The organism is Bradyrhizobium erythrophlei (assembly GCF_900129505.1).
In the GTDB taxonomy this organism is placed as follows: domain Bacteria; phylum Pseudomonadota; class Alphaproteobacteria; order Rhizobiales; family Xanthobacteraceae; genus Bradyrhizobium; species Bradyrhizobium erythrophlei_D.
The window spans coordinates 5796570-5818561 of record NZ_LT670818.1; the positions used below are offsets into that span (position 1 = coordinate 5796570).

At 60.7% G+C, this 21992-nt stretch carries 23 protein-coding genes; 10 read left to right on the plus strand and 13 right to left on the minus strand.

The genetic code is table 11. The annotated features are described in order from the left end of the window. Nucleotides 1-43: 43 nt before the first annotated feature. A complete protein-coding gene (locus tag B5525_RS26840) occupies nucleotides 44-1030 on the plus strand; it encodes an ABC transporter substrate-binding protein (protein ID WP_079568708.1) in 987 nt (328 codons plus the stop codon). A gap of 379 nt (nucleotides 1031-1409) precedes the next feature. On the opposite strand, the gene B5525_RS47580 is transcribed toward B5525_RS26840, so the two are convergent. Then, on the minus strand, nucleotides 1410-1808 hold the full coding sequence (locus B5525_RS47580; RefSeq protein WP_338075179.1) for a hypothetical protein: 399 nt from the start codon (nucleotides 1806-1808) through the stop codon (nucleotides 1410-1412). Nucleotides 1809-2020: 212 nt separating this feature from the next. On the opposite strand from B5525_RS47580, the gene B5525_RS26850 reads away from it, so the two are divergent. Beyond that, on the plus strand, nucleotides 2021-2281 hold the full coding sequence (locus B5525_RS26850) for a hypothetical protein (protein WP_154073457.1): 261 nt from the start codon (nucleotides 2021-2023) through the stop codon (nucleotides 2279-2281). 1112 nt (nucleotides 2282-3393) lie between these two features. On the opposite strand, the gene B5525_RS26855 is transcribed toward B5525_RS26850, so the two are convergent. From B5525_RS26855 to B5525_RS26865, 3 genes are read right to left on the minus strand one after another with little or no spacing between them, the layout of a single operon-like run. Continuing rightward, nucleotides 3394-3621, minus strand: coding sequence for a hypothetical protein (locus B5525_RS26855; protein WP_079568710.1), 228 nt, complete (start codon nucleotides 3619-3621; stop codon nucleotides 3394-3396). Then, a complete protein-coding gene (locus B5525_RS26860) occupies nucleotides 3621-3881 on the minus strand; it encodes a hypothetical protein (RefSeq protein WP_079568711.1) in 261 nt (86 codons plus the stop codon). The genes B5525_RS26855 and B5525_RS26860 overlap by 1 nt, the downstream gene beginning before the upstream one ends. After that, nucleotides 3881-4414 carry a hypothetical protein gene (locus B5525_RS26865; RefSeq protein WP_154073458.1) on the minus strand — a complete coding sequence of 178 codons (534 nt, stop codon included), beginning with the start codon at nucleotides 4412-4414 and terminating at the stop codon, nucleotides 3881-3883. The genes B5525_RS26860 and B5525_RS26865 overlap by 1 nt, the downstream gene beginning before the upstream one ends. A 427-nt stretch (nucleotides 4415-4841) precedes the next feature. Between B5525_RS26865 and B5525_RS26870 the strand changes: the two genes are divergently transcribed. Further along, the gene (locus B5525_RS26870; RefSeq protein WP_079568713.1) at nucleotides 4842-5483 is read left to right on the plus strand and encodes a TetR/AcrR family transcriptional regulator; all 642 of its coding nucleotides are present in this window, start codon (nucleotides 4842-4844) and stop codon (nucleotides 5481-5483) included. Between the two features lie 136 nt (nucleotides 5484-5619). Next, nucleotides 5620-6051 carry a hypothetical protein gene (locus B5525_RS44465; RefSeq protein WP_154073459.1) on the plus strand — a complete coding sequence of 144 codons (432 nt, stop codon included), beginning with the start codon at nucleotides 5620-5622 and terminating at the stop codon, nucleotides 6049-6051. A gap of 62 nt (nucleotides 6052-6113) precedes the next feature. Here B5525_RS44465 and B5525_RS26880 read toward each other — a convergent pair whose 3' ends face one another. Further along, on the minus strand, nucleotides 6114-7208 hold the full coding sequence (locus B5525_RS26880) for a tyrosine-type recombinase/integrase (RefSeq protein ID WP_079568715.1): 1095 nt from the start codon (nucleotides 7206-7208) through the stop codon (nucleotides 6114-6116). Nucleotides 7209-7391: 183 nt separating this feature from the next. On the opposite strand from B5525_RS26880, the gene dusA reads away from it, so the two are divergent. Then, on the plus strand, nucleotides 7392-8351 hold the full coding sequence (dusA, locus tag B5525_RS26885) for a tRNA dihydrouridine(20/20a) synthase DusA (protein ID WP_244568084.1): 960 nt from the start codon (nucleotides 7392-7394) through the stop codon (nucleotides 8349-8351). A 13-nt stretch (nucleotides 8352-8364) separates the two neighbouring features. Here the strand turns inward: dusA and B5525_RS26890 are convergent, their stop codons facing one another. The 4 genes from B5525_RS26890 to B5525_RS26905 all read right to left on the minus strand — a co-directional run bounded on the left by B5525_RS26890 (nucleotide 8365) and on the right by B5525_RS26905 (nucleotide 11879). Beyond that, nucleotides 8365-8871, minus strand: a complete 507-nt coding sequence (locus B5525_RS26890) for a TIGR02281 family clan AA aspartic protease (protein WP_079568717.1) — start codon at nucleotides 8869-8871, stop codon at nucleotides 8365-8367. Nucleotides 8872-8998: 127 nt separating this feature from the next. Continuing rightward, nucleotides 8999-9208 carry a DUF1289 domain-containing protein gene (locus tag B5525_RS26895; protein WP_079568718.1) on the minus strand — a complete coding sequence of 70 codons (210 nt, stop codon included), beginning with the start codon at nucleotides 9206-9208 and terminating at the stop codon, nucleotides 8999-9001. 47 nt (nucleotides 9209-9255) lie between these two features. After that, nucleotides 9256-10854 (minus strand): sensor histidine kinase, encoded by a 1599-nt coding sequence (locus tag B5525_RS26900; RefSeq protein ID WP_079568719.1) that lies wholly within the window; start codon nucleotides 10852-10854, stop codon nucleotides 9256-9258. A gap of 155 nt (nucleotides 10855-11009) precedes the next feature. Further along, nucleotides 11010-11879: an NAD(P)-dependent oxidoreductase gene (locus B5525_RS26905; protein ID WP_079568720.1), complete on the minus strand. Its 870-nt coding sequence runs from the start codon at nucleotides 11877-11879 to the stop codon at nucleotides 11010-11012. 235 nt (nucleotides 11880-12114) lie between these two features. Here B5525_RS26905 and B5525_RS26910 point away from each other — a divergent pair, with 235 nt between their 5' ends. The 4 genes from B5525_RS26910 (at nucleotide 12115) to B5525_RS26925 (ending at nucleotide 16274) form a co-directional block, all read left to right on the plus strand. Next, on the plus strand, nucleotides 12115-12552 hold the full coding sequence (locus tag B5525_RS26910; protein ID WP_079568721.1) for a VOC family protein: 438 nt from the start codon (nucleotides 12115-12117) through the stop codon (nucleotides 12550-12552). 57 nt (nucleotides 12553-12609) lie between these two features. After that, nucleotides 12610-13737: an Mrp/NBP35 family ATP-binding protein gene (locus B5525_RS26915; RefSeq protein ID WP_079568722.1), complete on the plus strand. Its 1128-nt coding sequence runs from the start codon at nucleotides 12610-12612 to the stop codon at nucleotides 13735-13737. Nucleotides 13738-13922: 185 nt separating this feature from the next. Then, nucleotides 13923-15014 (plus strand): TRAP transporter substrate-binding protein, encoded by a 1092-nt coding sequence (locus B5525_RS26920; protein ID WP_079568723.1) that lies wholly within the window; start codon nucleotides 13923-13925, stop codon nucleotides 15012-15014. Between the two features lie 171 nt (nucleotides 15015-15185). Further along, the gene (locus B5525_RS26925; protein WP_079568724.1) at nucleotides 15186-16274 is read left to right on the plus strand and encodes a TRAP transporter substrate-binding protein; all 1089 of its coding nucleotides are present in this window, start codon (nucleotides 15186-15188) and stop codon (nucleotides 16272-16274) included. A 77-nt stretch (nucleotides 16275-16351) separates the two neighbouring features. Here the strand turns inward: B5525_RS26925 and B5525_RS26930 are convergent, their stop codons facing one another. The 4 genes from B5525_RS26930 to B5525_RS26945 form a co-directional block, all read right to left on the minus strand. After that, on the minus strand, nucleotides 16352-18010 hold the full coding sequence (locus B5525_RS26930; RefSeq protein WP_079568725.1) for a TRAP transporter large permease: 1659 nt from the start codon (nucleotides 18008-18010) through the stop codon (nucleotides 16352-16354). Between the two features lie 29 nt (nucleotides 18011-18039). Further along, nucleotides 18040-18621 (minus strand): TRAP transporter small permease subunit, encoded by a 582-nt coding sequence (locus B5525_RS26935; RefSeq protein ID WP_079568726.1) that lies wholly within the window; start codon nucleotides 18619-18621, stop codon nucleotides 18040-18042. 183 nt (nucleotides 18622-18804) lie between these two features. Further along, complete coding sequence (gene moaA / locus B5525_RS26940) at nucleotides 18805-19833, minus strand: GTP 3',8-cyclase MoaA (protein WP_079568727.1); 1029 nt, start codon at nucleotides 19831-19833, stop codon at nucleotides 18805-18807. Between the two features lie 124 nt (nucleotides 19834-19957). Further along, nucleotides 19958-20434 carry a hypothetical protein gene (locus tag B5525_RS26945; protein WP_079568728.1) on the minus strand — a complete coding sequence of 159 codons (477 nt, stop codon included), beginning with the start codon at nucleotides 20432-20434 and terminating at the stop codon, nucleotides 19958-19960. Nucleotides 20435-20734: 300 nt separating this feature from the next. Here B5525_RS26945 and B5525_RS26950 point away from each other — a divergent pair, with 300 nt between their 5' ends. Further along, entirely contained in the window at nucleotides 20735-21979 is a 1245-nt protein-coding gene (locus B5525_RS26950) for a cation:proton antiporter (RefSeq protein ID WP_079568729.1), read from the plus strand. The last annotated feature ends 13 nt before the right edge of the window (nucleotides 21980-21992 follow it).

Below are 21992 nucleotides of genomic sequence, written 5' to 3' on the forward strand. Positions count from 1 at the left end.
CTTGAGCCGCTAAGATGCTATCCTCCTGGGCTTAGGGTTGGACATGCAGCGGCGCGAGCTCATCACGCTTCTCGGTGGCACAGCGGCGACGTGGCCACTCACCGCGCGCGCACAGAACGTCAAGAAAATCCCAAAAATTGGAATTCTCTGGCACGCCAGTAAGGAAGAGGAGGAAGCGATTTTTCTGGGTGCGGTTCGGCAGGGCTTTACAGAGCTCAGCTATGTCGAAGGCCAGAACATAAAGTTGATAAATACTTTTGCCGCTGAGCAGTATGAACGTTTCAACGCCAACGCTGCCGAGCTCGTCGCCCTTCCAGTAGACGTTTTAGTCGCTGTGACAACGCCTGCAGCCCTAGCAGCCCAACGGGCAACCAAAATCATTCCTATTGTTTTCGTTGGCTCCATCGATCCCGTTCAAATGAAATTAGCCGACAGCATCGCACGACCGGGCGGCAATATTACTGGACTAACAAATCTCGCTACCGACCTGACCGCCAAGCGGCTGGAAGTGCTGAAGGAGGTTCTCCCTAATGCGTTGCGCGTCGGCCAGCTCGTGAATTCAAGCAACCCCGCAAATGCTCGTCGCTTTATCGCCGAGAGCCAAGTCGCAGCGGCTAAGCTAGGATTAGCCGTTCAGCCGGTTGAAGTTCGCGCACCCGACGAGCTTGATCGCGCGTTCTCGATGATTGAAGGGCAAGTTGATGCGATGTCCGTGCCAAATGATGGAATGTTCTACAATGAGCGACGGCGAATTGCTGAATTGGCGCTGGCACATCGAGTGCCGTTAATGGTGGCATATAAAGAAGCGATGCAGTGTGGGGCGCTGATCTCATATGGGCCATCACCAACTAAGATTTATGGTCGTGTTCCATATTATGTCGATAAAATCCTTAAGGGTGCGAAGCCCGCTGATCTTCCCATAGAACAGCCTACGCTTTTTGAATTATTCATCAACGCCAAGACCGCGAAGTCGCTCGGTATCACAATTCCGCCGACAATACTTTCCCGCGCCGACGAGGTGATCGAATAACAGCCGTTTGCTGCGGTGCATGAGGCTCCTTTTGGCACTTTTCGGACCTGAGTCGCCGGTCGGTCATGTCGGTTATTGGAGCCAAAGCAGACTTGGCGGTTGCGCCGCCCGCAGCGTGGCCTCTCTTCACGAGAACGCACGATGTCCTTGCGCGGCGGTAACTTTGACCGGTTAGGTTAAGAAGCGAGCTGCGTTGCGCGGTTGCCGCTAGAGTCGCTATCTTCGCTCAAATGAAAAAACCGCGTAAGAGTGTGGCCGAAGCTATTTGCCCCGCCTGTGATGGTACAGGGTTTCAGAAGGTCAAACAGCCAACACAGCCGGGCCGCAAGATATATCCTGCCAAGTGCGCGGAGTGTCTTCGGTAAAGGCCGAATATCCACTAAGCCAGCCGCAACGTGAGCTGACTGAACCGCTTTATGTTAGCCGCAACGCGAGTTGACGTCCGGTCCGAGATGCCGACGAATATCTGCAGCCGGTTTTTCACGGTCAGGTCGTCGTTCGGGTGGGGGCCTACCCGGTACAGCCAGGGCTCGACATAACTGCCCGCCCACATGCCTTGCCCCGCGTGCTCCGCTTCGCGCTGGATCGTTTCGAATTTGCCTTTCGAATATTGCGGCCAATCGAGTGCAAGGCGATTGCGCACAATTCGCCCAGGTCGACCCCGCCGACTGAGCACGTCGCCACCGTCCGCCCGCATTGATCCAGTGAGATCGGGATGCAGCTTACCGGCCGGCCAGCGATGAAGGCGTCGAGGTCGTTCGCCGCTTTCGCTCCGCATCGGTACTGCAAGCTATCCTCGCCGCGACACAGCTGACTACTTTCGGGTGCGTCCATCCCCCACAGGCGGATGCGCGTTCCGTGGATTTCCAGTGTGTCTCCGTCGATGACGCAAACGCAACCGGCATCAACGCGAAGATTAGCATCATTCAGTGCGCATGATGCCGATGCGCGCCCTGAACCGACGACATTTATTGCGACGAAAACGACCGAATGCGCAATGTTATTCTCTGTCGTTCACACAAAATGGAATGGACGGTGATCGGCATACAGACGCACAATGCGACGATGGGCCAGGTATTTCCATCCGCCGCCGTCAGGTGCGAGCGCTGCGATGCGCTCAAGGTGATCGTGAAGCCGATCAATGGCAAAGGCCCCTGCGCGCTGCGTTGCCCGAAATGCAACGATCTGGACCCATTGCAATTGCCGACGATCGCCGGCTGGATGGACGGCGAGCTGCGGCCCCCCAAATAAAATCTCGATTGACACTTGTGAGGTCGGGCATGCGCCATCATCGCGCCGACCGAACTGGGAGTGAAGCTGCTAGGGCGCGCGGGGAGCGGCCGTGGACGCGTTGCGGCGTTCGCCTGCATTCGACACAGCCCCGAGCCGCAAACTCGCACCTGGTGATCTGCTTCACATTTTCGACATTGATCCAAACGTATTATCCAAGGATGCGTGGCGGCCTCGCAATCACAATTGTTACCGTCTTGGCGCTCTCGGCCATGGTGCGGGGGCATCCCCATTTCGTGCCGCGGCCGACCTCGCCAATGCCGGCTGTGAACCTGCCCTGATGCTGGCAGCGCCCGCGCGGCGCGCCGGACATCAATCCTGCTGCGTTTTTGGGGACGGCACCGCACCATTCGAGGGCGGTGAGGAGATGCCGATGCGCATTCCCTCGACAATGGTACGTGCCAGTGCTTGGGCGTCGACGTGCTTCGGTGAGATAGGCATGACGCGCAAACGCGGATCGACCGGCATGGGGACAGTGAAGGCGGGACCTATAGGCATTCGGACCATTTATGAGCACGCATCCAGTGTGGAGACCGACAGAACATAGTACGTGCCCGCATCGGGGGTCTGTACGAGTGCGTCCGAATGGTTAACGGAACGCTGTAAATGGAAGCGCGCGGGCCGCGCGGCAATTGTCCGGCATTCAACCGATCCCGATTGAAGACGTGCACCCAGAGACATTTAGACCGGGGTGACGAAGCTCTGGGTGCTCCGGCATCGCCTGCATTCATAAATGTGATGCACGAAGCCCGGCTTTTCCCCCTCGGTGCATGAAAACAGCATCTTCTTCCCGCATTTGACGCAGGTGGGCTCGTTCAGGAGCGGAGTCGGCGGCATTACTCGCGTGTCACCCTATTGCAGCTGCAGCATCGGAAAACGAACACAGCTGGTTTTTGTCCGATTGGGGGAAGCATACCGAGGTAAAGCATTTGCGCGCCGCAGCCTTCGCAGATTCGAACCTTGGCTTGCTCCGAATCACCCATGTTCGAATCATTGGGCTATGCGACCGCCACCGCTGCACGAAAACCGTCAGTCAACATGAAAAACAGAACAGGGTGTTACGGATTGAGTCCTCACACGACGTGTCGGTTCAACGCCCGCAGCATGCCGACGCGCGCATGCAACAGCGGACCTCGATCTTCCGCCGCCATGATTTGGGCCTCGGTCGCCGCCTGCCACTCAGGGAGGTTCTGCTCGCCCTTCGGCAGCTTCATGATGTAGGCGGCAGCCTCATCGAGGGTTAGAAGTTGCCGGCCTTTTGGCAGCGCGATCGGATCCTCGAACGCGCGCGACCATGGCATCAGGCGAACAGCTCGGCGCCGGCATACGTGAAACGGACATATGTTCCCGACTCGTGGAGCAACAGCCAACCGTTGGCGATCGCCGCTTTGAGGCCGGCGCTGTATTCGGCCGGGCTGCCACCGGCGGCGAGGAATGGCGCGTTGACGTTTTCGATGTAAAGCCGGCCATCCTGCACGGGCTCGATTGTGCTTGCGATCTCGATCAGCTTTCGCGCGGCGTTGTAGGGGTCAGCATAGGGACGGTCAGCGATCAATTTCATCAAGCGATTTCCATGTGGGCGGCGTAGACATGCTGATCCACGCCAGCGGTATTGATCGGCTCACCACAAAGCACCGCGACCGGCCATCGGTCGATTGCGTCGGCATCCTGCAGCCCTTGTCCCACATGGAATTTCCAGGCGGTCCGCGCTCGCTCGCAGCGATGTTCTTCGAATTCGGCCTGTGAGCACGTCGGGAGATATTCTCTCCAGGCAGCCTCGAAATCGGCCCGGGTCTCTTCGAAAGTCTCGGCCGTACCCTGGACCTGGCGGCCGTGGCGCGAACCCGGATAGAAACCGCAGTCCCAGCCCCACTGATCTACATCCACCGGGGCACCGGCACGGCTCGCGATTGTCCCCACATGCACGTCGCCATAGTAGACGTGCCAGCAGTCGGGGCGTTCGGGATATCGGCGGCGGGTGAGAGCGGGCATGCGCCATTGAAGCGCGGCCGCGCGGTTAGAACAATCCGCTACCGGTTGGGGCCGGGCGCCGCCGGTGCACATGATCAAGCTCGCTGAGACGTGCGAGATCACGCCGTACCTTCGGGTGTATCCGGCACCTAGAGAGGCCCGTCCGCTTTATCCTCAACCTCGCTCCAGAACAGTCGAGCCTTTGCATCAGTCTTCCGGTACAAAGTAAGAAGGCCTGCCAGAACGATTATTAGAGAGCCGCGCAAATAAATTCGATAACGAAAGGCAGCAATCAGAAGCGCCACCGCGAACACTATTACCGCGCCGCCAAACGTCCGTTATTGGGTGAACAGCGGAAGACATTTGCTCAATTCGAGTTCTTCCGATTTGGACCCAAGGCGGAAATCAGCCCTTGCAAGCTTCCTGGGTAAGAGAGCCGATTTTCTCGGAAAAAAAACGAAGACGCCTGTGCAAGTTGGGGTAAGATTTTGGACGATTGTGAACGCCTCGGCGAACCTTTGGGGCGTTCCTTTTCCAAGGTTCCCAAATAATGGTTCCTGTCGATCGCACATCTGCTCACCTCGTCGGCGACGAGGAAAGTTCGAAACGACGCCAAATCCTAGACGGTGCCTGCAAGGTATTCCTAGATTTGGGGTTTGACGGTGCGAGCATGGGCGACATCGCCCGCGCGGCGGGCGTCTCCAAAGGGACACTTTACGTTTATTTCGCAGATAAATGCCGCCTATTCGAGGCTATCGTCGAGGTGGACGCGCTCGAAAGGCGCCAGCTAGCGTTCTATTTCGATCCCGCATGCGACATCGAGACAACATTACTGAGGTTCGGCGAGGCCTATATTGGCAGGCTCTGCCGGCCGGGTGGCGGATCAGCGGCCCGCATGGTTTTCGCGATCGCCGAGCGTATGCCGGAAATTGGCCGGCGGTATTACGAACTTGTGCTGCAGAAAACCGTTAACCGCCTCTCCGAATATCTCGATGGGCGCGTTAAGCAGCGGGAGCTCGTGATCGACGACTGTCAGCTCGCGGCCATGCAATTCATGCTCATGTGCCAAGCTTCGCTGTTTCTGCCCTATATCTTCCAGGTGGCGCCGGCCCCATCCCAGGAGCGTATCACGCGGGTAGTCAACGACGCGGTACGGACATTTCTCGCGGCACATGCTGTGAAGGCAATTTAAACGCTGGTGCCGTCTATCTTGGCACACGTTCTCAACACGACGCAGGTGAGCGCGCGCCGCTGAGCGCCGCCAGTGACGTTGCTAACGGCTCCTTATCCCTCGCGGCCTGCACTTACGGCAATGTGTACTTGCCGGAATGGCCATTGCAGACAGCGAAGATTCCGTCGGGAAAGTCTTTGCCGCGGCTCACAGGGTGAAGAGCAGAGGCCTTGGTGAGCGCGTTCGTCAACGTCGACCGACGATCCTGCGCCGCGCGCAGCGCGTTCTCGGCATCGGTCAATTGATGATCATCAGCGCCGTCGAGCGCGAGCTGTTCGGCCTTCGCCCGGCAAGCGATGATCGAGGCCTCGGCGTCGCTCAGTCTGGCGTCGGCGACCGGATGTCGACGGAGATGGAACCGTTGCCGCTATTTCCAAATATCGACAAGTATCCAAGCGCGGCGTGGGCATCGCTCGTCAACTGTAGGCAGCTTCAAGGACTATCTGTTGCTCGCGGAGCATCCGACCGAGAAGCGAAAATATCTCTATCTGCTTGGCGCTGGGCACGCGCTCAATGCCTGCGGGCCTAGCTAGGCTAAAGACAATTGAGTGGGGATTGTGCTGGGTTTCGCGCCGAAACTCGCCTTACGTTTCAGCTTTTTGCGCTTGTCACGCGCTGGAGCCACTTCCAACCAGCATATTTGTCGCCAGTCTGACGTAGGTGACTATATCGCTTCAGGCTACTCCAGCTCCTGTGACCCGAAACGCTTGCCGCTTGCGGTATCGTTTTGCCCATTTCGAATAGGCGCGAAATCCCATCATGTCTAAGATCGTGGAAGTGTAGATCATCAATGCCTAGCAATTTGCACGCACGGGTGAACGCAGCGCCAATTGCGTCTACTGAATAGGGGAATATTTCTTTCGCTACACGCGGCATGCTTTCGATAACCGCAGTCGCTTCAGGGGGCAGGTCGCAAAAAACGTCATTCCCTTGCTTGTCGCCCGGATGTTTCATATCGCGAATGAGAACGCGAGCATCCGGATGGGTTGGGGGCGTGGCCGCTTCAAAATCTGTCCATGCGATGCGCGTGATCTCTTCCTGCCGCCGCGTACTAAAGATAGCAAACACGATGATCTGCTGCATCGGGGAGGATCGGGGCCGATGAGTTTTGACCTTGCCGAAATGGTGCATGAGAAGGTCGAGTTCGGTCAACGTCGGTCGCCGATCGCGCTCCTTGCTTTTCGAAGTGAGGCCAAGATTTCTTGTTACTACCAATGCATCATCCATCGCTTGGGGATTCAACGGATAGCCCCAGGCAGGCCGTGCAATGGTGAAAATTGAGCTGAGATGGCTGAAGTAGTTTCCGACCGTTTGGGGCTGAACCGGCAGCTCCTTGGCGAATGAGACCAAGTGTTCACTGGTTACTTCGCTGCATTTAAAATCTGCTATGTCATGGGTTTTGATGGTGGCGAGCACCTGAGCTTTGGTTCGGCCGATTTCCTTGATCGATTCCTCGATGTAGCGGTCAATCACGGCGGCCAACTTTGGGTCTGGTACGCTCTGTCGCTCGAGCGCGCCTGGCTTAGCAAGCTCAGTCTCTCGCTTTTCCATCCACGCTGAAGCAGCCTGTCTGCGGTCGAATGTCTTCGTCTCGCGGTGCACGATTTTGCCGCTGCGCTTAATGGTGACTTGCGCGTGATAGCCGGTGGAACCATCTTTGCGCTTGCGAGAGAGGATTGTCCCCATTTGCTACGCCATCCGTGGTACAGCATTGACCTTCGTGGTACAGCATTGCTGTACTTTGGAGCGAAAAATGGGCCTAAATCGAAGGAAACTGGCCTAAATGAGAATGGTCGGAAAGCGCTTGAAGTGACTGATATCCTTTCCAAAACAAAAGAAAACAAGAGGATAGCATTTTCCGTCGCCCCGATGATGGACTGGACCGACCGGCATTGCCGCGTGTTCCATCGCCTGATGACGCGACGGGCGCTGCTCTATACGGAGATGCTGACCACCGGCGCCATCCTGCGTGGCGACCGGGCACGGCTACTCGGTTTCGATTCATCCGAACATCCCGTCGCGCTGCAGCTCGGCGGCTCCGAACCCAGCGATCTCGCGGCGGCAGCCAGGATCGGCGAGGATTTCGGCTATGACGAGATCAACCTCAATGTCGGCTGTCCGTCGGACCGGGTGAAGGACGGGCGCTTCGGCGCCTGCCTGATGGCCGAGCCGGCGCTGGTCGCCAGAGGCGTCGCGGCCATGAAGCAGGCGGTCGGCATTCCCGTCACCGTTAAGTGCCGGATCGGCATCGACGACCAGGATCCGGAAATCGCGCTCGATGAGCTCGCCCGCAGCGTCGTCGCTGCCGGGGCCGATGCGCTGATCGTCCACGCCCGCAAGGCCTGGCTCAACGGATTGTCGCCCAAGGAAAATCGCGACATCCCGCCGCTCGACTATCACAGGGTCTATCGGCTCAAGGCCGCGATGCCGCATGTGCCCATCGTCATCAATGGCGGCATCGGCGGCCTTGCCGAGGCCAAGGCGCATCTTGATCACGTCGATGGCGTCATGCTGGGGCGCGCGGCCTATCAGGAGCCGTGGCGGTTGCTGTCGGTGGATCCCGAACTGTTCGGCGAGGCGGCACCTTTTGCCGCGATGAAAGACGTGTTCGAGGCCATAATGCCGTACATTGAGCGCCAGCTCGCGCGGGGCACGCGGCTGCATTCGATCACGCGGCATTTCGTCGGCGCGTTCCACGGCGTGCCGGGCGCCCGCGCGTTCCGCCGCCATCTCGCCGAGAACGGCGTCAAGCCGGATGCCGGCGCGGATGTGCTGCGCGAGGCGATTGCGCTGGTCGAGCACCGCGCGGCAGCGCCGATCGCCGCGTAAGAAACGGCGCGGCTTACGGATAGCCGTGCAGCATCAGCCGGTCGGCGTGCACTTCCCAGCTTTCCAGCCGGTCCAGAAAACTCATGCCGAGCAGGTTGGTTTTCATCTGCCCATGCGGCACCACCAGCGCCGGCACCGAGCGTTCGACCAGCTTGCCGATCGCGAGGCGGTCGAGCGTCAGCCGCGCCGCCTTGGTGTGTCCGCCGGCTGTCTCGACGTCGACATCATATTCGAGCAATTCGAGCGGCAGCCCGGCGGCCTTGGCGGTCTCGTAGGTCAGCACCACCGAGGTCGCGCCGGTGTCGATCACCATCGGGGCCGTGATGCCGTTAATCCTGGCCTTGAGCGCGAACTCGCCGCTCTGTCCACGCGTGATCTGCACCCCGCGGGTCGGCGCCCGCTTGCGCAGCATGTCCGAGACGGTGTCGGTGGCGCGCGCCACCTGTTCCGGGTCCTTGTAGGCAACCACGGCGCCGGCGGTTACCGCCAGCATCAACAGGACGAGCAGGAAGCGGCTCACGGCCTGCCTCCCATGGCAATCGCCGTCAGAGTCTTTTCCGTTTCGATGGAATCGAAACGGGACTCCAGATTTTTGAGTTGACGCGTTTTCTCAACGCGAACCGGTCTCCACTTCGCTTGAAAACGCTCTAATCGGCCTTTGGACGGGCGGCGGACTCGGGTGGCACCAGCCCGGCATCGGCCATGCGCGCTGGAAGCTGCGTCATCACGGCCTGCCGCTCCGGGCTTTCCATCCGGTGCCAGCGCGCGATCTCCGGCAAGGTGCGGCCACAGCCAAAACAGAGGCTGGTTCTGGGATCGATCATGCAGACTGCGATGCACGGCGTTTCTATGCTCATTCGTCAGGTGTGAAGCGTATCCGGTGGTTTTGCGCAAGCGCTCCCAATCACAATCCGGTGCCAGCGCTCATGATCGGCTTGTTGCGGGTCCGGCGTTTCTCGTCGGGCGATGTGGTGGTTTCCGGCTGCAGCGGCGGAGCCTCTTCCGCCATCGGCGCCAGCGCCGACATCACCCGCTCCGGCGGGAAGGTGACGATGACCTCGGTGCCGATGCGCAGCTTCGACTTCAGCGTGAAGGTGCCGCCGTGCATGTCGATCAGGCTCTTTGCGATCGGCAGGCCCAGTCCTGCGCCCTGTTCGGCGGACTTGATCGAGTTGGATCCCTGGCCGAAGGAGGCGAGCACGACCGGGATTTCATCCTCGGCAATGCCGGAACCGGTATCCTTGACGCTGAGATACTGGCCGCCCGAGGCGGTCCATCCCACTTTCAGCCAGATCTCGCCGCCCTGCGGGGTGAACTTGATCGAGTTCGACAGCAGGTTGAGCACGATCTGCCGGATCGCGCGCTCGTCGCCCCAGATGCGCGGCATGCCCTGCTCGAACACTTCGTGGATGGTGATGCCGCGGCTGGAGGCCCGCAGCTTCAGCAGATGGTGGCAGTCGGCGACGACGTGCACCAGCGACACCGCTTCCTCGTTGAGCTCGTAGCGTCCGGCCTCGATCCGCGACAGGTCGAGAATTTCGTTGATCAGATTAAGCAGATGTACGCCGGAATTATGGATGTCGGCGGAATATTCCTTGTAGACGGGCACCGCGTGCGCACCGAAGATTTCGCTCTTCATCACCTCGGAGAATCCGAGGATCGCGTTCAACGGCGTGCGCAATTCGTGGCTCATCTGCGCCAGGAACCGCGACTTGGCGACATTGGCCGCTTCGGCGCGATGGCGCGCCTCGTCCGATATCGCCTTGGCCTGCTCCAGTTCGCCGATCAGTGCGTCCTTTTCGGCGCGCGCTTCCAGCGTCGCCAGGGTCGTCGAATGCAGGCGATGGGCGAGCAGGGCGAAATAGCCTTCTGCCGCCAGCGCCAGCACCGCGAGCACGTAATTGTCGAAGGTGCCGCTCAGCACGAAATTCAGCGCGATCGCCACCGTGACCGGCGCGGTCGCCGCCAACGCAGCGATCGGCAAATTCGCCGCCAGCATGCTCGACACCGCGATCACCAGCAGCATCAGGAACATCATCAGCGTGTTCGAGACCATGTCGAGGCCGGCGGGGTGGACCAGGATCGCGGTCCAGCTCAGGCCGTAGAGCAAATCGAGCAGCACAAAGCGCGTTCGCCATTTGCGGGTCGCGGCCAGGTTCGGCGATTCCGCGAGGAATCTTGCGCAACAACGGATGATGGCAAAATGGATGCACAGCATGCCGCAGGTCCATGCGGCGGCCGAAATCGGCTGCATCCAGAACCCGAAAAACAGGCCCGTTGCCACCACCAGCAGCATCACGACATAGGACGCCGAGATCCGCGTCTGGGCATATTGGCGGAGCAGTTCGCGGTCGAAGGCGGGACGGGTTCCCGAGGTCGACGTTAACCGATCGCGGGCCTCGCGCACCCGCTGCGAGGCCGCCCGGCGTTGACTGGCCGGCGCTGCGACGGGCGTTTCAGCCGGAAGATGGACAACTTCAGGCCTATCGGCGGGTTTACTCATCAAACAACACAAATCCTGCCCGCGAACGGCGCGGGCTTTTGCATTGTCTATCTGTGGCGCCAAATCGTTAAGAGCTGCCTTAAAGCACTAAAGAATCACCTTAACGGGAGGTTAAATTAACCTTTGGGGCAAGCTCCAGCGCCAGCGTTCCAGCCTCAGCGCTCCAGCCTTGCCAGCAGGCTCGACGTGTCCCAGCGCTTGCCGCCCATCGTTTCAACTTCCGAATAGAAGGCATCGACCAGCGCGGTCACCGGCAGGCTCGCACCGTTGCGGCGGGCTTCGGCGAGACAGATCGACAGGTCCTTGCGCATCCATTCCACCGCGAAGCCGAAATCGAACTTGCCCTCGTTCATGGTCTTGTAGCGGTTCTCCATCTGCCAGGACTGCGCCGCGCCCTTGGAAATGGTATCGATGACCGCCTGAACGTCGAGGCCGGCTTTCTTCGCGAAATGAATACCTTCGGAGAGGCCCTCGACCAGCCCGGCGATGCAGATCTGGTTGACCATTTTTGTCAGTTGCCCGGAACCGGCTGGCCCGAGCAGCTTGCACATCCGCGCATAGGCCGCGATCACCGGCTCGGCGCCGGCATAGGCGTCGGGGCTGCCGCCGCACATGACGGTCAAAACACCGTTTTCAGCACCGGCCTGGCCCCCTGATACCGGGGCGTCGACGAACTTGAAGCCCGCCTTGGTCGCTGCCGCGTCGAGTTCGCGCGCGACCTCAGCGGAGGCGGTGGTGTGATCGACGAAAGTCGCGCCCTTTTTCATGCCGGCAAAGGCGCCATCGGCGCCGAGCGTGACCGCGCGCAGGTCATTGTCGTTGCCGACGCAGCACATCACGAAGTCTTGTCCCTCGGCGGCGGCCTTCGGTGTCGGCGCTGTTTTGCCGCCGAATTTCTCGGCCCAGGCCTTGGACTTGGCCTCCGTCCGGTTGAAAACCGTGACGTCGTGGCCACCTTTTTTCACCAGATGTCCCGCCATTGGAAAACCCATCACGCCGAGACCGAGAAAAGCGACTTTAGCCATGTGTGCAACCTTGTTTCTGACCTTGGGGGTCGGCCGGCATTGAACCTGCCGGACCGTGTTCTGGAGAGGGGCGGCAGACTGCTCCGGTGGGGCCGAAACAGGTTCCGCTCGGGATGTGGAGCGGGCACAATAAACCCTGGGCCATGAAGGGCAACGTCTCCGTTTGGCGGCTGGCCCGGGTTTTGTGCTAAGCTGAGCGGTATCAAAGACTTCAACAAAAAGGGAGTGACACCACATGAACATGAGCGTTGGCGTGCTCGACCATTTCAATATCCGGACCCGCAAGCTCGCGGATACGGTCCGATTCTACGAAGAAGTGCTGGGGCTGGAGAAGGGCGCCCGGCCGAATTTCGCATTCCCCGGCGCCTGGATGTACTCGGAGGGCAAGCCGGTGGTGCATCTGGTCGATATTTCCAAGACCGATGAGCCGCAAAAGCCGGATTCCGGCGTGGTCCATCACGTCGCCTTCGCCAGCCAGGGCTTTGCCGGCATGAAGAAGCGGCTGGAGTCCAAGGGGACGGAATTCGACTCGCGCCAGGTTCCCGGCGGCGATCTCTGGCAGATCTTCGTCAACGATCCCAATGGCGTCATGATCGAACTGAACTACGAGGCCGCCAAGGAGCAGGGCGGATCGGCGCCGCTGGAGCGGGCGGACGACGTCGGAGCGAGGTAGCCTTTTGGGCTGCTACGCTCTATGGGTCGCATCCGGAAGTCATGAGGAGATGCGCTTTTGAGCGTCACGCAGCAACAGGTTCTCGAAGCTCTCGCCAAGGTGGCCTCGCCCCGCGGCGTCGCCTTGACCAATGCCAATGTCTTGTCGCCGGTCTCAGTCACCGACGGCAAGGTGTTTTTCTCGATCAATGTCGACGCCGCCGAGGCCCGCGCCTGGGAGAGCGTGCGCGCGCAGGCCGAAGCCGCCGTGCGCGCCATTCCCGGCGTCACCGCCGCCATGATCGCGCTGACCGCCGAACGCAAGCCGGGCTCAACGCCGCCGCCGCAGCGCCCCGCGCCGGGCGGTGTGGCGCCGGTCGCGTCACACCGGCCGCCGCACAGCCCCGCCTCGCCAATGGCAAAACAGGCGGAAATTCCCGGCATTGCCGCCGTCATCGCCGTGGCCTCGGGCAAGGGCGGCGTCGGCAAATCGACCACCGCGCTCAATTTGGCGCTGGGCCTGCGCGATCTCGGTTTGCGGGTCGGCCTGCTCGATGCCGACATTTACGGCCCGTCGGTGCCGCGACTGACCGGGATCAGCGTGAAGCCGCAGCTCGACGACAACAGGAAGATGATTCCAGTCCAGCGCTTCGGTCTTGCGATCATGTCGATCGGTTTTCTGGTCGAGGAGGATACCGCGATGATCTGGCGCGGGCCGATGGTGATGTCGGCGATCACCCAGATGCTGCGGGACGTCGCCTGGGGCACGCTCGACATTCTTGTGGTCGACATGCCGCCCGGCACCGGCGACGCGCAACTGACACTGGCGCAGAACGTGCCGCTCAAGGGCGCGGTCATCATTTCGACTCCGCAGGACCTTTCGCTGATCGATGCGCGGCGGGGGCTTGCGATGTTCAAGAAGGTCAACGTGCCGGTGCTCGGCATTGTCGAGAATATGAGTTATTTCCAGTGCCCGCATTGCGGCACGAAATCGGACATTTTCGGCCATGGCGGCGCGCGGCACGAGGCTGAGCGGCTGGGGGTGCCTTTCCTCGGTGAAATCCCGCTGCATATGTCGATTCGCACCACCTCGGATTCGGGGACGCCGGTGGTGGACAGCGAGCCGGACGGCCCGCATGCGGCGATCTACCGCGCGATCGGGGCCAAGGTCCGCGACCAGCTCCAGGGCGCGATTGCCGCGGCTTGAGCGGTTTTTTAGCCATATTCGACTTTCGTTTAATCGGTGCTGTCATGCCTTCGTCGCCTATTCGAAGGCCGAAAATCCGTGTTAAAGACCGCGCGTCAGAGCGCCTTCGGCTGACGCGAAATCGGCCTCGCTGGGAGAACTGCTCAAGGAAATAGGGGAAACGCCCCAACAAGGAGATGCCTTAGATGAAGCGTCGTGATTTTTTGAAAGTTTCGGCGACGGGTGCCGCGATGGCCGCCGTTGCCTCGCCGGCGATCGCGCAATCCTCGCCCGAAATCAAGTGGCGCATGACGTCAAGTTTCCCGAAATCGCTCGACACCATCTACGGTGGCGCCGAATATTTCGCGAAACAGGTTGCCGAAATGACGGACAACAAGTTTCAGATTCAGGTCTTCCAGGCGGGCGAACTTGTTCCGGGACTGCAGGCGCTCGATGCGACGTCCAAGAACACCGTCGAGATGTGCCACACCGTTTCCTATTATTACGTCGGTAAGGATCCGACCTACGCGATCTATGCATCGGTCCCATTCGGCCTCAATGCGCGCATGCAGAATTCCTGGTGGTACCAGGGTGGCGGCATGGAGATCGGCAACGAGTTCTTCAAGAAATCCGCCAACGTCATCGCATTCCCCTGCGGAAATACCGGCACCCAGATGGGCGGCTGGTTTCGCAAGGAGATCAAGACGGTGGCCGATCTCTCCGGCTTGAAGTTTCGTATCGGCGGCATTGCAGGCCAGGTGCTGCAGAAGGTCGGCGTGGTGCCGCAGCAGCTCGCCGGCGGCGACATCTACCCGTCGCTGGAGAAGGGCACCATCGACGGCGCCGAGTGGGTCGGCCCCTATGACGACGAGAAGCTCGGCTTCCAGAAGGTCGCCAAGTACTACTACTACCCTGGTTTCTGGGAAGGCGGCCCGACCGTTCACGCCTTTGCCAACCTCGACAAGTGGAACGAGCTGCCGAAGGGCTACCAGGCCATCGTCAGCAACGCCTGCGCCAACGCCAATAGCTGGATGGCTGCGCGTTACGACATGCAGAACCCGTCCGCGCTGAAGCGTCTGGTCGCCGGTGGTACGCAGCTCCGCCCGTTTACCAACGAAGTGCTGGAAGCCTGCCTGAAGGCGACCAACGAATTGTGGGGCGAAATCTCCGCGAAGAACCCCGACTTCAAGAAGTCGATCGACGCGATGCAGGCCTATCGGTCCGATCAGTATCTGTGGTGGCAGGTTGCCGAATACACTTTCGACAGCTTCATGATCCGCTCGCGCACCCGCGGCTGATAATTACGCCTTAAGTCTTGGAGACCTCGAAAGCCCGGCCTTCTCAAAGGCCGGGCTTTTTGCATTGCGGCACGGCGATTGGTCGTGGAAATCCGGAACGGGATGTTCCATGCTGGCGCCAAGCCTCGACAAGAAGGCTCGCAATCACATCATCAGGGGAGGAAGAGCTCAATGAAGCGTCGCGACTTTATCAAGGTCACTGGAATAGGCGTGGCCGGCGCCGCCTCGATCGCCGCGCCGGCGATCGCGCAATCGATGCCGGAAATCAAATGGCGCATGCCGACGAGTTGGCCGAAATCGCTCGACACGCTCTATGGCGGCGCCGAGATGATGGCCAGGGTCGTCGGCGAGGCGACCGACAACAAATTCCAGATCCAAACTTTCGCGGGCGGCGAAATCGTTCCGGGCTTGCAGGTGCTGGACGCCGTGCAGAACGGCACCGTCGAGATCGGCCACACCGCGTCGTATTATTATTTCGGCAAGGACCCGACCTTCACCTTCGGCTCGTCGGTGCCATTTGGACCCAACATGCGCGTCAACCAGGCCTGGTACATGCTCGGCGGCGGCAAAGAAATCCTCAACGAATTCTACAAGAAATATAACGTGATGTCGCTGCTGGCCGGCAACACCGGCTGCCAGATGGGCGGCTGGTTCCGCAAGGAGCTCACCAGCGTCGACGACTTCAAGGGTCTCAAATTCCGCATCGGCGGCTTTGCCGGGCGCGTGCTGCAGAAGATGGGCGCGGTGCCGCAGCAGATCGCCGGCGGCGACATCTATCCCGCGCTCGAGAAGGGCACTATCGACGGCGCGGAATGGGTCGGTCCTTACGATGACGAGAAGCTCGGGTTCTACAAGGTCGCGCCGCATTACTACTATCCCGGCTGGTGGGAAGGCGGCCCGATGCTGCTGTCCTTCGTCAACCTCGATAAATGGAACGCGTTGCCGAAATACTACCAGAGCATTCTCGAGCAGGCCGGTCACTACGCCAACAACTGGATGATGGCGAAGTACGACCAGTCCAATCCGCAGGCGCTGCGCCGCCTGCTCGCCAACGGCACCAAGCTGCATGCCTTCTCGCCGCCGATCATGGAAGCCTCGCTGAAGGCGGCGAAGGAACTGCACAGCGAAGTCGCCGCGGGCAACGCGGATTTCAAGAAGGTCTATGAATCGCTGACGACGTTCTCGAACAACAGCTATCAGTGGTTCCAGGTCGCCGAAGTCGGCTACGACAACTTCATGGCACGTCACTCGCAGAGCTGATCGCGCTGGAAGCTCCCACGAACGCAAGAACCCCGGAGCGAAAGTCCGGGGTTCTTTGCTGGTGGTCGTAAACCAGACTATGGCTTCGCCGGCGGACCGAAATCGAGTGGGGGCAATTCCATCTGCGGAATCTCGATTTTGATGGTGTTGGGATCGACCGTCGACAACGCGCCTTTGTAATGCATCACCATCGAGGGGAACATGATGACCAGCAGCACCATGGCGACCTGGATCACGACGAACGGCACCGCGCCCCAATAGATCTGACCGGTCGTGACCGGCTCCATGCGCTTGCCGGTGACGCGGTCGAGATAGGGTTCCTTCGGCGCCACCGAGCGCAGGTAGAACAGTGCGAACCCGAACGGCGGATGCATGAACGAGGTCTGCATGTTGACGCCGAGGATCACGCCGAACCAGATCAGGTCGATGCCGAGATGTTCGGCGGCCGGCCCGAGCAGCGGAATGACGATGAAGGCGAGCTCGAAGAAATCGAGGAAGAAAGCGAGCACGAAGACAAAGGCGTTGACGAAAATCAAAAAGCCGATCTGGCCGCCGGGCAGGGAGGTCAGCAAGTGCTCGACCCAGACGTGGCCATTGACGCCGTAGAAGGTCAGCGAGAACACGCGGGCGCCGACCAGAATGAACACCACGAACGCCGACAGCTTCGCGGTGGATTCGGTGGCCTGCCGGATCAGGTCCCAGCTCAGCCGTCGCTTGGCGGCGCCGAGAATGATCGCGCCCGCCGCGCCCATGGCGCCACCCTCGGTCGGCGTCGCCAGCCCGATGAAGATCGTGCCCAGCACCAGGAAGATCAGAAACAGCGGCGGCACCATTACGAAAGTGGTCTGCTGCGCCATGGTGGACAGAAAGCGGAAGCCGGTCAGCTTGTCGATGATCCAGTTCAGGACCGCGACGAAGAATGCGAACAGAATGCCGAAGAACATGCTGAGCACGACGAAGTCGGCGCCATGCGTCTCGGAATTCCGCATCATGAACCAGCCGAAGAAGCAGCTGGCGATGAAGAGCACCAGCAGCGACCACAATCCGCGGCTTCCATCCTTCTGGCGGAAACCGATCGCCTCCGGCGGCAGCCCCGGGGCTGCCTTGGGGAATATCAAGGTGACGAAAAACGCGTACAGGGCATAAAGGCCCGCCAGCACCAGTCCGGGAATGAAGGCGCCCTCGTACATGTCGCCGACGGACTTGCCGAGCTGGTCGGCCATCACGATCAAGACCAGCGACGGCGGAATGATCTGCGCCAGCGTGCCGGAGGCCGCGATGATGCCGGTGGCCATCCGGCGGTCGTAGCCGTAGCGCAGCATGATCGGCAGCGAGATAAGGCCCATCGAGATCACGGATGCCGCGACCACCCCGGTGGTGGCGGCGAGCAGCGCGCCGACGAACACGACGGCGTAGGCGAGGCCGCCACGGATGGTGCCGAACAACTGCCCGATGGTGTCGAGCAAATCTTCCGCCATGCCCGATCGCTCGAGCACCAGTCCCATGAAGGTAAAGAACGGGATCGCCAGCAGCGTGTCGTTGTTCATCACGCCGTAAACGCGCTCCGGAAGCGCCTGCAGGAAGTCGGGCCGGAATTCTCCGAGCTGGATGCCGACGAATGCGTAGATCAGCCCGACCGCGCCGAGCGAGAACGCCGCCGGATAACCGAGCAGCAGCACCACGACCAATGACGCGAACATGATCGGCGCCATATTGGCGATAAGAAACGCAGACATCTATTCCCCCCAGCGACCGCGTCCGGCGATCAGTTCTTTTCGATCGCCTCGACGAGGTGCTCGACCTCAGCCTCGATCGCATTCACCTTTGACGCATGTGGATCCGGAATGAGCCCGCGCATCACGGCGATGCGTTTGATCAGTTCGGATATGCCCTGAACCAGCAAGAACGTGAATCCGATGATGATCAGTGACTTGGTGGGCCATTGCGGCAGTCCGCCGGCGTTGCCCGATTGCTCGTTGATCTCGACCGAGCGCATGAAGAACGGGCCGCCGGTGATGATCATGACGATGCAAAGCGGCATCAAGAAAACCAGATGTCCGACGACGTCGATGCCGTCTCGTACCCGCTTCGGCAGCATCTGGTTGACGATATCGATCCGGATATGTTCGTTGTCGAGCAGCGTCCAGGGCGAGCACAGCAGAAAAACAATGCTGAACAGCACCCATTGAAGCTCGAGCCAGGAGTTGGACGAGGTGTCGAAAACCTTGCGCACGATCGCATTGAGCGCCGAGACGATCACCGCGACCAGGATCAGCCACGCCAGCCGCTTGCCGGTCCAACGTGTGAACGCGTCGATTCCGCGGCTCAATTTAAGGAGCGATTGCAACGATAGTCCTCCCCAGTTACGCCTCTGCCGTCTTGACTGCACCGATCGGGCGCAGGGGGCCTGTTCAGCCGGGCGAGCATGAAGCCGCCGCACCATCCCAGCGCCGGAAGTCCCCGTCAATCGGAAGTTTGTTGATATTGAAAGGGAAATCCGGCCCGCCGATAGCATCGCGGAGGCCGCGCTTCAACCCCCGGTGACGCTCATATGGCGGCTGACGCTGGGGCGGTTGTGGCGGCGGTCGATGATGAAGTCGTGCCCCTTCGGCTTCAGGCCGATGGCGCGGTCGATCGCGGCGCTGAGCAGTTCGTCGTCGGCGGAGGCCCGCAGCGGTTTGCGCAAATCGGACGCATCCTCATGGCCGAGGCAGGTGTGCAGCGTCCCGGTACAGGTAATCCGGACCCGGTTGCAGGATTCGCAGAAATTATGGGTCATCGGCGTGATGAAGCCGAGCTTGCCGCCGGTCTCGCTGACGCGGACATAGCGCGCAGGTCCCCCGGTATCATCGTCGAGGTCGGTCAGGGTGTATTGCTGGGCGAGGCGGGCGCGAAGCAGGGACAGCGGCACATACTGGTCGATCCGTCCGGCGCCGATGTCGCCCATGGGCATGACCTCGATCAGCGTCAGCGCCAACTCCCTGGCGTGGGCCCATTCCATCAGCGCGGGAATTTCATCCTCGTTTAGATTCTTCAGCGCCACGGCGTTGATCTTGACGGCGAGGCCGGCCGCGCGCGCGGCCTCGATGCCGGCCAGCACCTTGTCGAGATCGCCCCAGCGGGTGATGGCCCGGAATTTCACCGGATCAAGCGTGTCCATCGAGACGTTGATGCGCCGGATGCCGCAGTCGGCCAGTTCGCCGGCGAAACGCGCCAGTTGCGAGCCGTTGGTGGTCAACGTCAGTTCGTTGAGCGCGCCGGTCTTCAGATGGCGCGAGAGCGAGCGGACCAGCGACATCACGTTGCGTCGGACCAGCGGTTCGCCGCCGGTCAGCCGCAGTTTCCGCACACCCTTGGCGATGAAGGCCGTGCAAAGCCGGTCGAGCTCTTCGAGCGTGAGCAGGTCGGCCTTGGGCAGGAATGTCATGTCTTCCGACATGCAATAGAAGCAGCGCAGATCGCAGCGGTCGGTGACCGAAACCCGCAAATAACTGATGGTCCGGCCGAACGGGTCGGTCATCGGACGGGACGTTGATGGGCTTAGTGCGGATCCGTTCATTCAATACGCCTTGCAAAACGCAACCGCGGCAGGAGCCACCGCCTGTGGCACAGTGTTGCGTAGTCACAATCTATGCATGATGCAATCCGCCTACAATCCGCGGACGATGCTGCGGTGCAAGCGATCAGCGGCTGGGCGTGGCCTGCGCAGCGCCTTGGCCCGGATCGGGAAAGGGCGATCCCCCCGCGGGAGCGGCGGCCGTGCCCTTTGGCGCTTTCGGTTTCTTTGGCTTCTTGCGGGCGGCAGCCCCGGGCAGCGGTCCGGCCGGCTGAAGTTCCGCGACCACTGGATTGGGGTCGACCGTCGTCGTGGCGGGCGTGGTCAGATCGCTGGGGGTGCGAATGATCTGCACCGGGATGGTCGTCGGCTGGAACTTGTTCAACGTGTAGGTCACCGAGAACCCGGAGGCGGAGGTCTGAACGGCGACAGAGCAGGGAGTCTTGCAGCTCGGCCCCACCGAGGTCACGGCATCGGCGCCGGGCGGTACCGAATCGAGCTGAACCTGCACGGTCGGCGGCGTCGGTTTGAAGGCGTCCAGCGAAAGGGAGGAACAGCCGGCCATACTAGCCCCTGCTACGGCAATCACGATGACACGACGCATGTCCCATCCGTCATTCTAAGTGCGGCTAACTGCCACAATCCCCAATTTCGACCATAGGGGGGTCAGGACAGCCACGCAACGGGGCCGGCCGGTATAGTTAACTGATGGTTAACGCGAGGCGCCACATGGCGCCCTGAACTGTCCAGACAGGGGCGGCAGGGGCGGGGAAAGGCGTGATCCGCCTCGAATTACGGTGGTTTGCTACCGGTTCTTGCTAACTTCGCAGAGATATTAGGATAATCAGGAGCGGATCCATCGCCAGACCGGCCGGATCCTTTACGTCTACTGATCGGCTACCCGGTGGAAACTTCAGCCTCGATTGAGATCGCCAAGCACACGCTGCTTTCCTGCGGTCTCATTCTTGCTATTGGAACCCTCACTGGTCTGCTGGCGCAAAAGATCCGGATTCCCGATGTCGCGGTGTTTCTGGTCGTTGGGATGGGGATCGGCCCGGAAGCGCTGGGTCTGATCGATATCAAGGCGGATTCGGCGCTGAATCAGATCATTCTCCTGTTCGGTGCCAGTTACATTCTGTTCGATGGCGGCGCCTCGCTGCGCTTCAACGTCCTGAAGCAGGTCTGGATCACCATTGTCGTCATTGCGACGGTCGGGGTGATCATCACAGCCACCATAACGGGGCTGGCCGCCCATTTTATCCTCGGCGCGCCCCTGATCGTGGCGCTGCTGCTGGGAGCGACATTGGCCTCGACCGATCCGGCGACCCTGGTGCCGATTTTCCGGCAGGTCCGGATTCGCGACCGGGTCGCGCAAACCGTGATGAGTGAATCCGCCTTCAACGACGCCATGGGCGCGATCGTCACCTTCGGCGTGCTCGCAGTGGCAATGGGGACCGGCGAGTTCTCCCTGGCGTCCTCATTGTTCGATCTGCTCAAGCAATCCGCCGTCGGCATTGTCGCGGGCATTACGCTCGGATACCTGGCCGCACTGCTGATCGCGCATGAGCGGCTTGCATTCCTGGCGGAATACGCACCTGTCGTGACGCTAGTGGCCGTGATCGGCGCCTATTTCGCGGCCGACGGCCTGCAGGCCAGCGGCTTCATGGCGGTTTTCGTGTTCGGCATCGTCCTCGGAAACAAGGAATCGTTCGGTTTCGCGATGGAGGCCGGCGAGTCGCGAAAGCTCGACGAATATGTCGCGACCACGGCGTTCATCATGCGGCTGTTCATCTTCATGCTGGTCGGTGCCCAAGTCGATTTCAGCCTCATGGGCCGGTATCTGTGGGGTGGCGTGGCTGTCGTCACGGTCTTGATGCTGGTTGCCCGGCCGGTGACCGTTTTCGCATGCGCGCTGCCCGATCGGCGGGCGCGGTGGAGTTTCCGCGAGATGCTCTTCATGTGCTGGACGCGCGAAACGGGCGTGATCCCCGGTGCGCTGGCTGGCCTGCTCCTGGGCATGAAGGCACCCGGCGCCCAGATGATCGCGTCGGTTACCTTTATTGCCATTTTGATGACGATCCTGATCCAGGCGCCAACCACTGAATGGCTTGGCCGCAGGCTGGGGGTGATGCAGGATGGCCAAGGCTAGGAGTCATAGCGAC

What these genes read in the sequence shown, in the direction of transcription:
- B5525_RS26900 (WP_079568719.1), bottom strand. Translation starts at nt 10,854, where the DNA reads ATGAGTAAACCCGCCGATAGGCCTGAAGTTGTCCATCTTCCGGCTGAA.
- B5525_RS26880 (WP_079568715.1), bottom strand. Translation starts at nt 7,208, where the DNA reads ATGGGGACAATCCTCTCTCGCAAGCGCAAAGATGGTTCCACCGGCTAT.
- B5525_RS26930 (WP_079568725.1), bottom strand. Translation starts at nt 18,010, where the DNA reads ATGTCTGCGTTTCTTATCGCCAATATGGCGCCGATCATGTTCGCGTCA.
- B5525_RS26925 (WP_079568724.1), top strand. Translation starts at nt 15,186, where the DNA reads ATGAAGCGTCGCGACTTTATCAAGGTCACTGGAATAGGCGTGGCCGGC.
- B5525_RS44465 (WP_154073459.1), top strand. Translation starts at nt 5,620, where the DNA reads ATGGCCATTGCAGACAGCGAAGATTCCGTCGGGAAAGTCTTTGCCGCG.
- B5525_RS26870 (WP_079568713.1), top strand. Translation starts at nt 4,842, where the DNA reads ATGGTTCCTGTCGATCGCACATCTGCTCACCTCGTCGGCGACGAGGAA.
- B5525_RS47580 (WP_338075179.1), bottom strand. Translation starts at nt 1,808, where the DNA reads ATGCGGAGCGAAAGCGGCGAACGACCTCGACGCCTTCATCGCTGGCCG.
- B5525_RS26860 (WP_079568711.1), bottom strand. Translation starts at nt 3,881, where the DNA reads ATGAAATTGATCGCTGACCGTCCCTATGCTGACCCCTACAACGCCGCG.
- B5525_RS26855 (WP_079568710.1), bottom strand. Translation starts at nt 3,621, where the DNA reads ATGCCATGGTCGCGCGCGTTCGAGGATCCGATCGCGCTGCCAAAAGGC.
- B5525_RS26850 (WP_154073457.1), top strand. Translation starts at nt 2,021, where the DNA reads ATGCGCAATGTTATTCTCTGTCGTTCACACAAAATGGAATGGACGGTG.
- B5525_RS26910 (WP_079568721.1), top strand. Translation starts at nt 12,115, where the DNA reads ATGAACATGAGCGTTGGCGTGCTCGACCATTTCAATATCCGGACCCGC.
- B5525_RS26840 (WP_079568708.1), top strand. Translation starts at nt 44, where the DNA reads ATGCAGCGGCGCGAGCTCATCACGCTTCTCGGTGGCACAGCGGCGACG.
- moaA (WP_079568727.1), bottom strand. Translation starts at nt 19,833, where the DNA reads ATGAACGGATCCGCACTAAGCCCATCAACGTCCCGTCCGATGACCGAC.
- B5525_RS26895 (WP_079568718.1), bottom strand. Translation starts at nt 9,208, where the DNA reads ATGAGCATAGAAACGCCGTGCATCGCAGTCTGCATGATCGATCCCAGA.
- B5525_RS26905 (WP_079568720.1), bottom strand. Translation starts at nt 11,879, where the DNA reads ATGGCTAAAGTCGCTTTTCTCGGTCTCGGCGTGATGGGTTTTCCAATG.
- dusA (WP_244568084.1), top strand. Translation starts at nt 7,392, where the DNA reads ATGATGGACTGGACCGACCGGCATTGCCGCGTGTTCCATCGCCTGATG.
- B5525_RS26945 (WP_079568728.1), bottom strand. Translation starts at nt 20,434, where the DNA reads ATGCGTCGTGTCATCGTGATTGCCGTAGCAGGGGCTAGTATGGCCGGC.
- B5525_RS26920 (WP_079568723.1), top strand. Translation starts at nt 13,923, where the DNA reads ATGAAGCGTCGTGATTTTTTGAAAGTTTCGGCGACGGGTGCCGCGATG.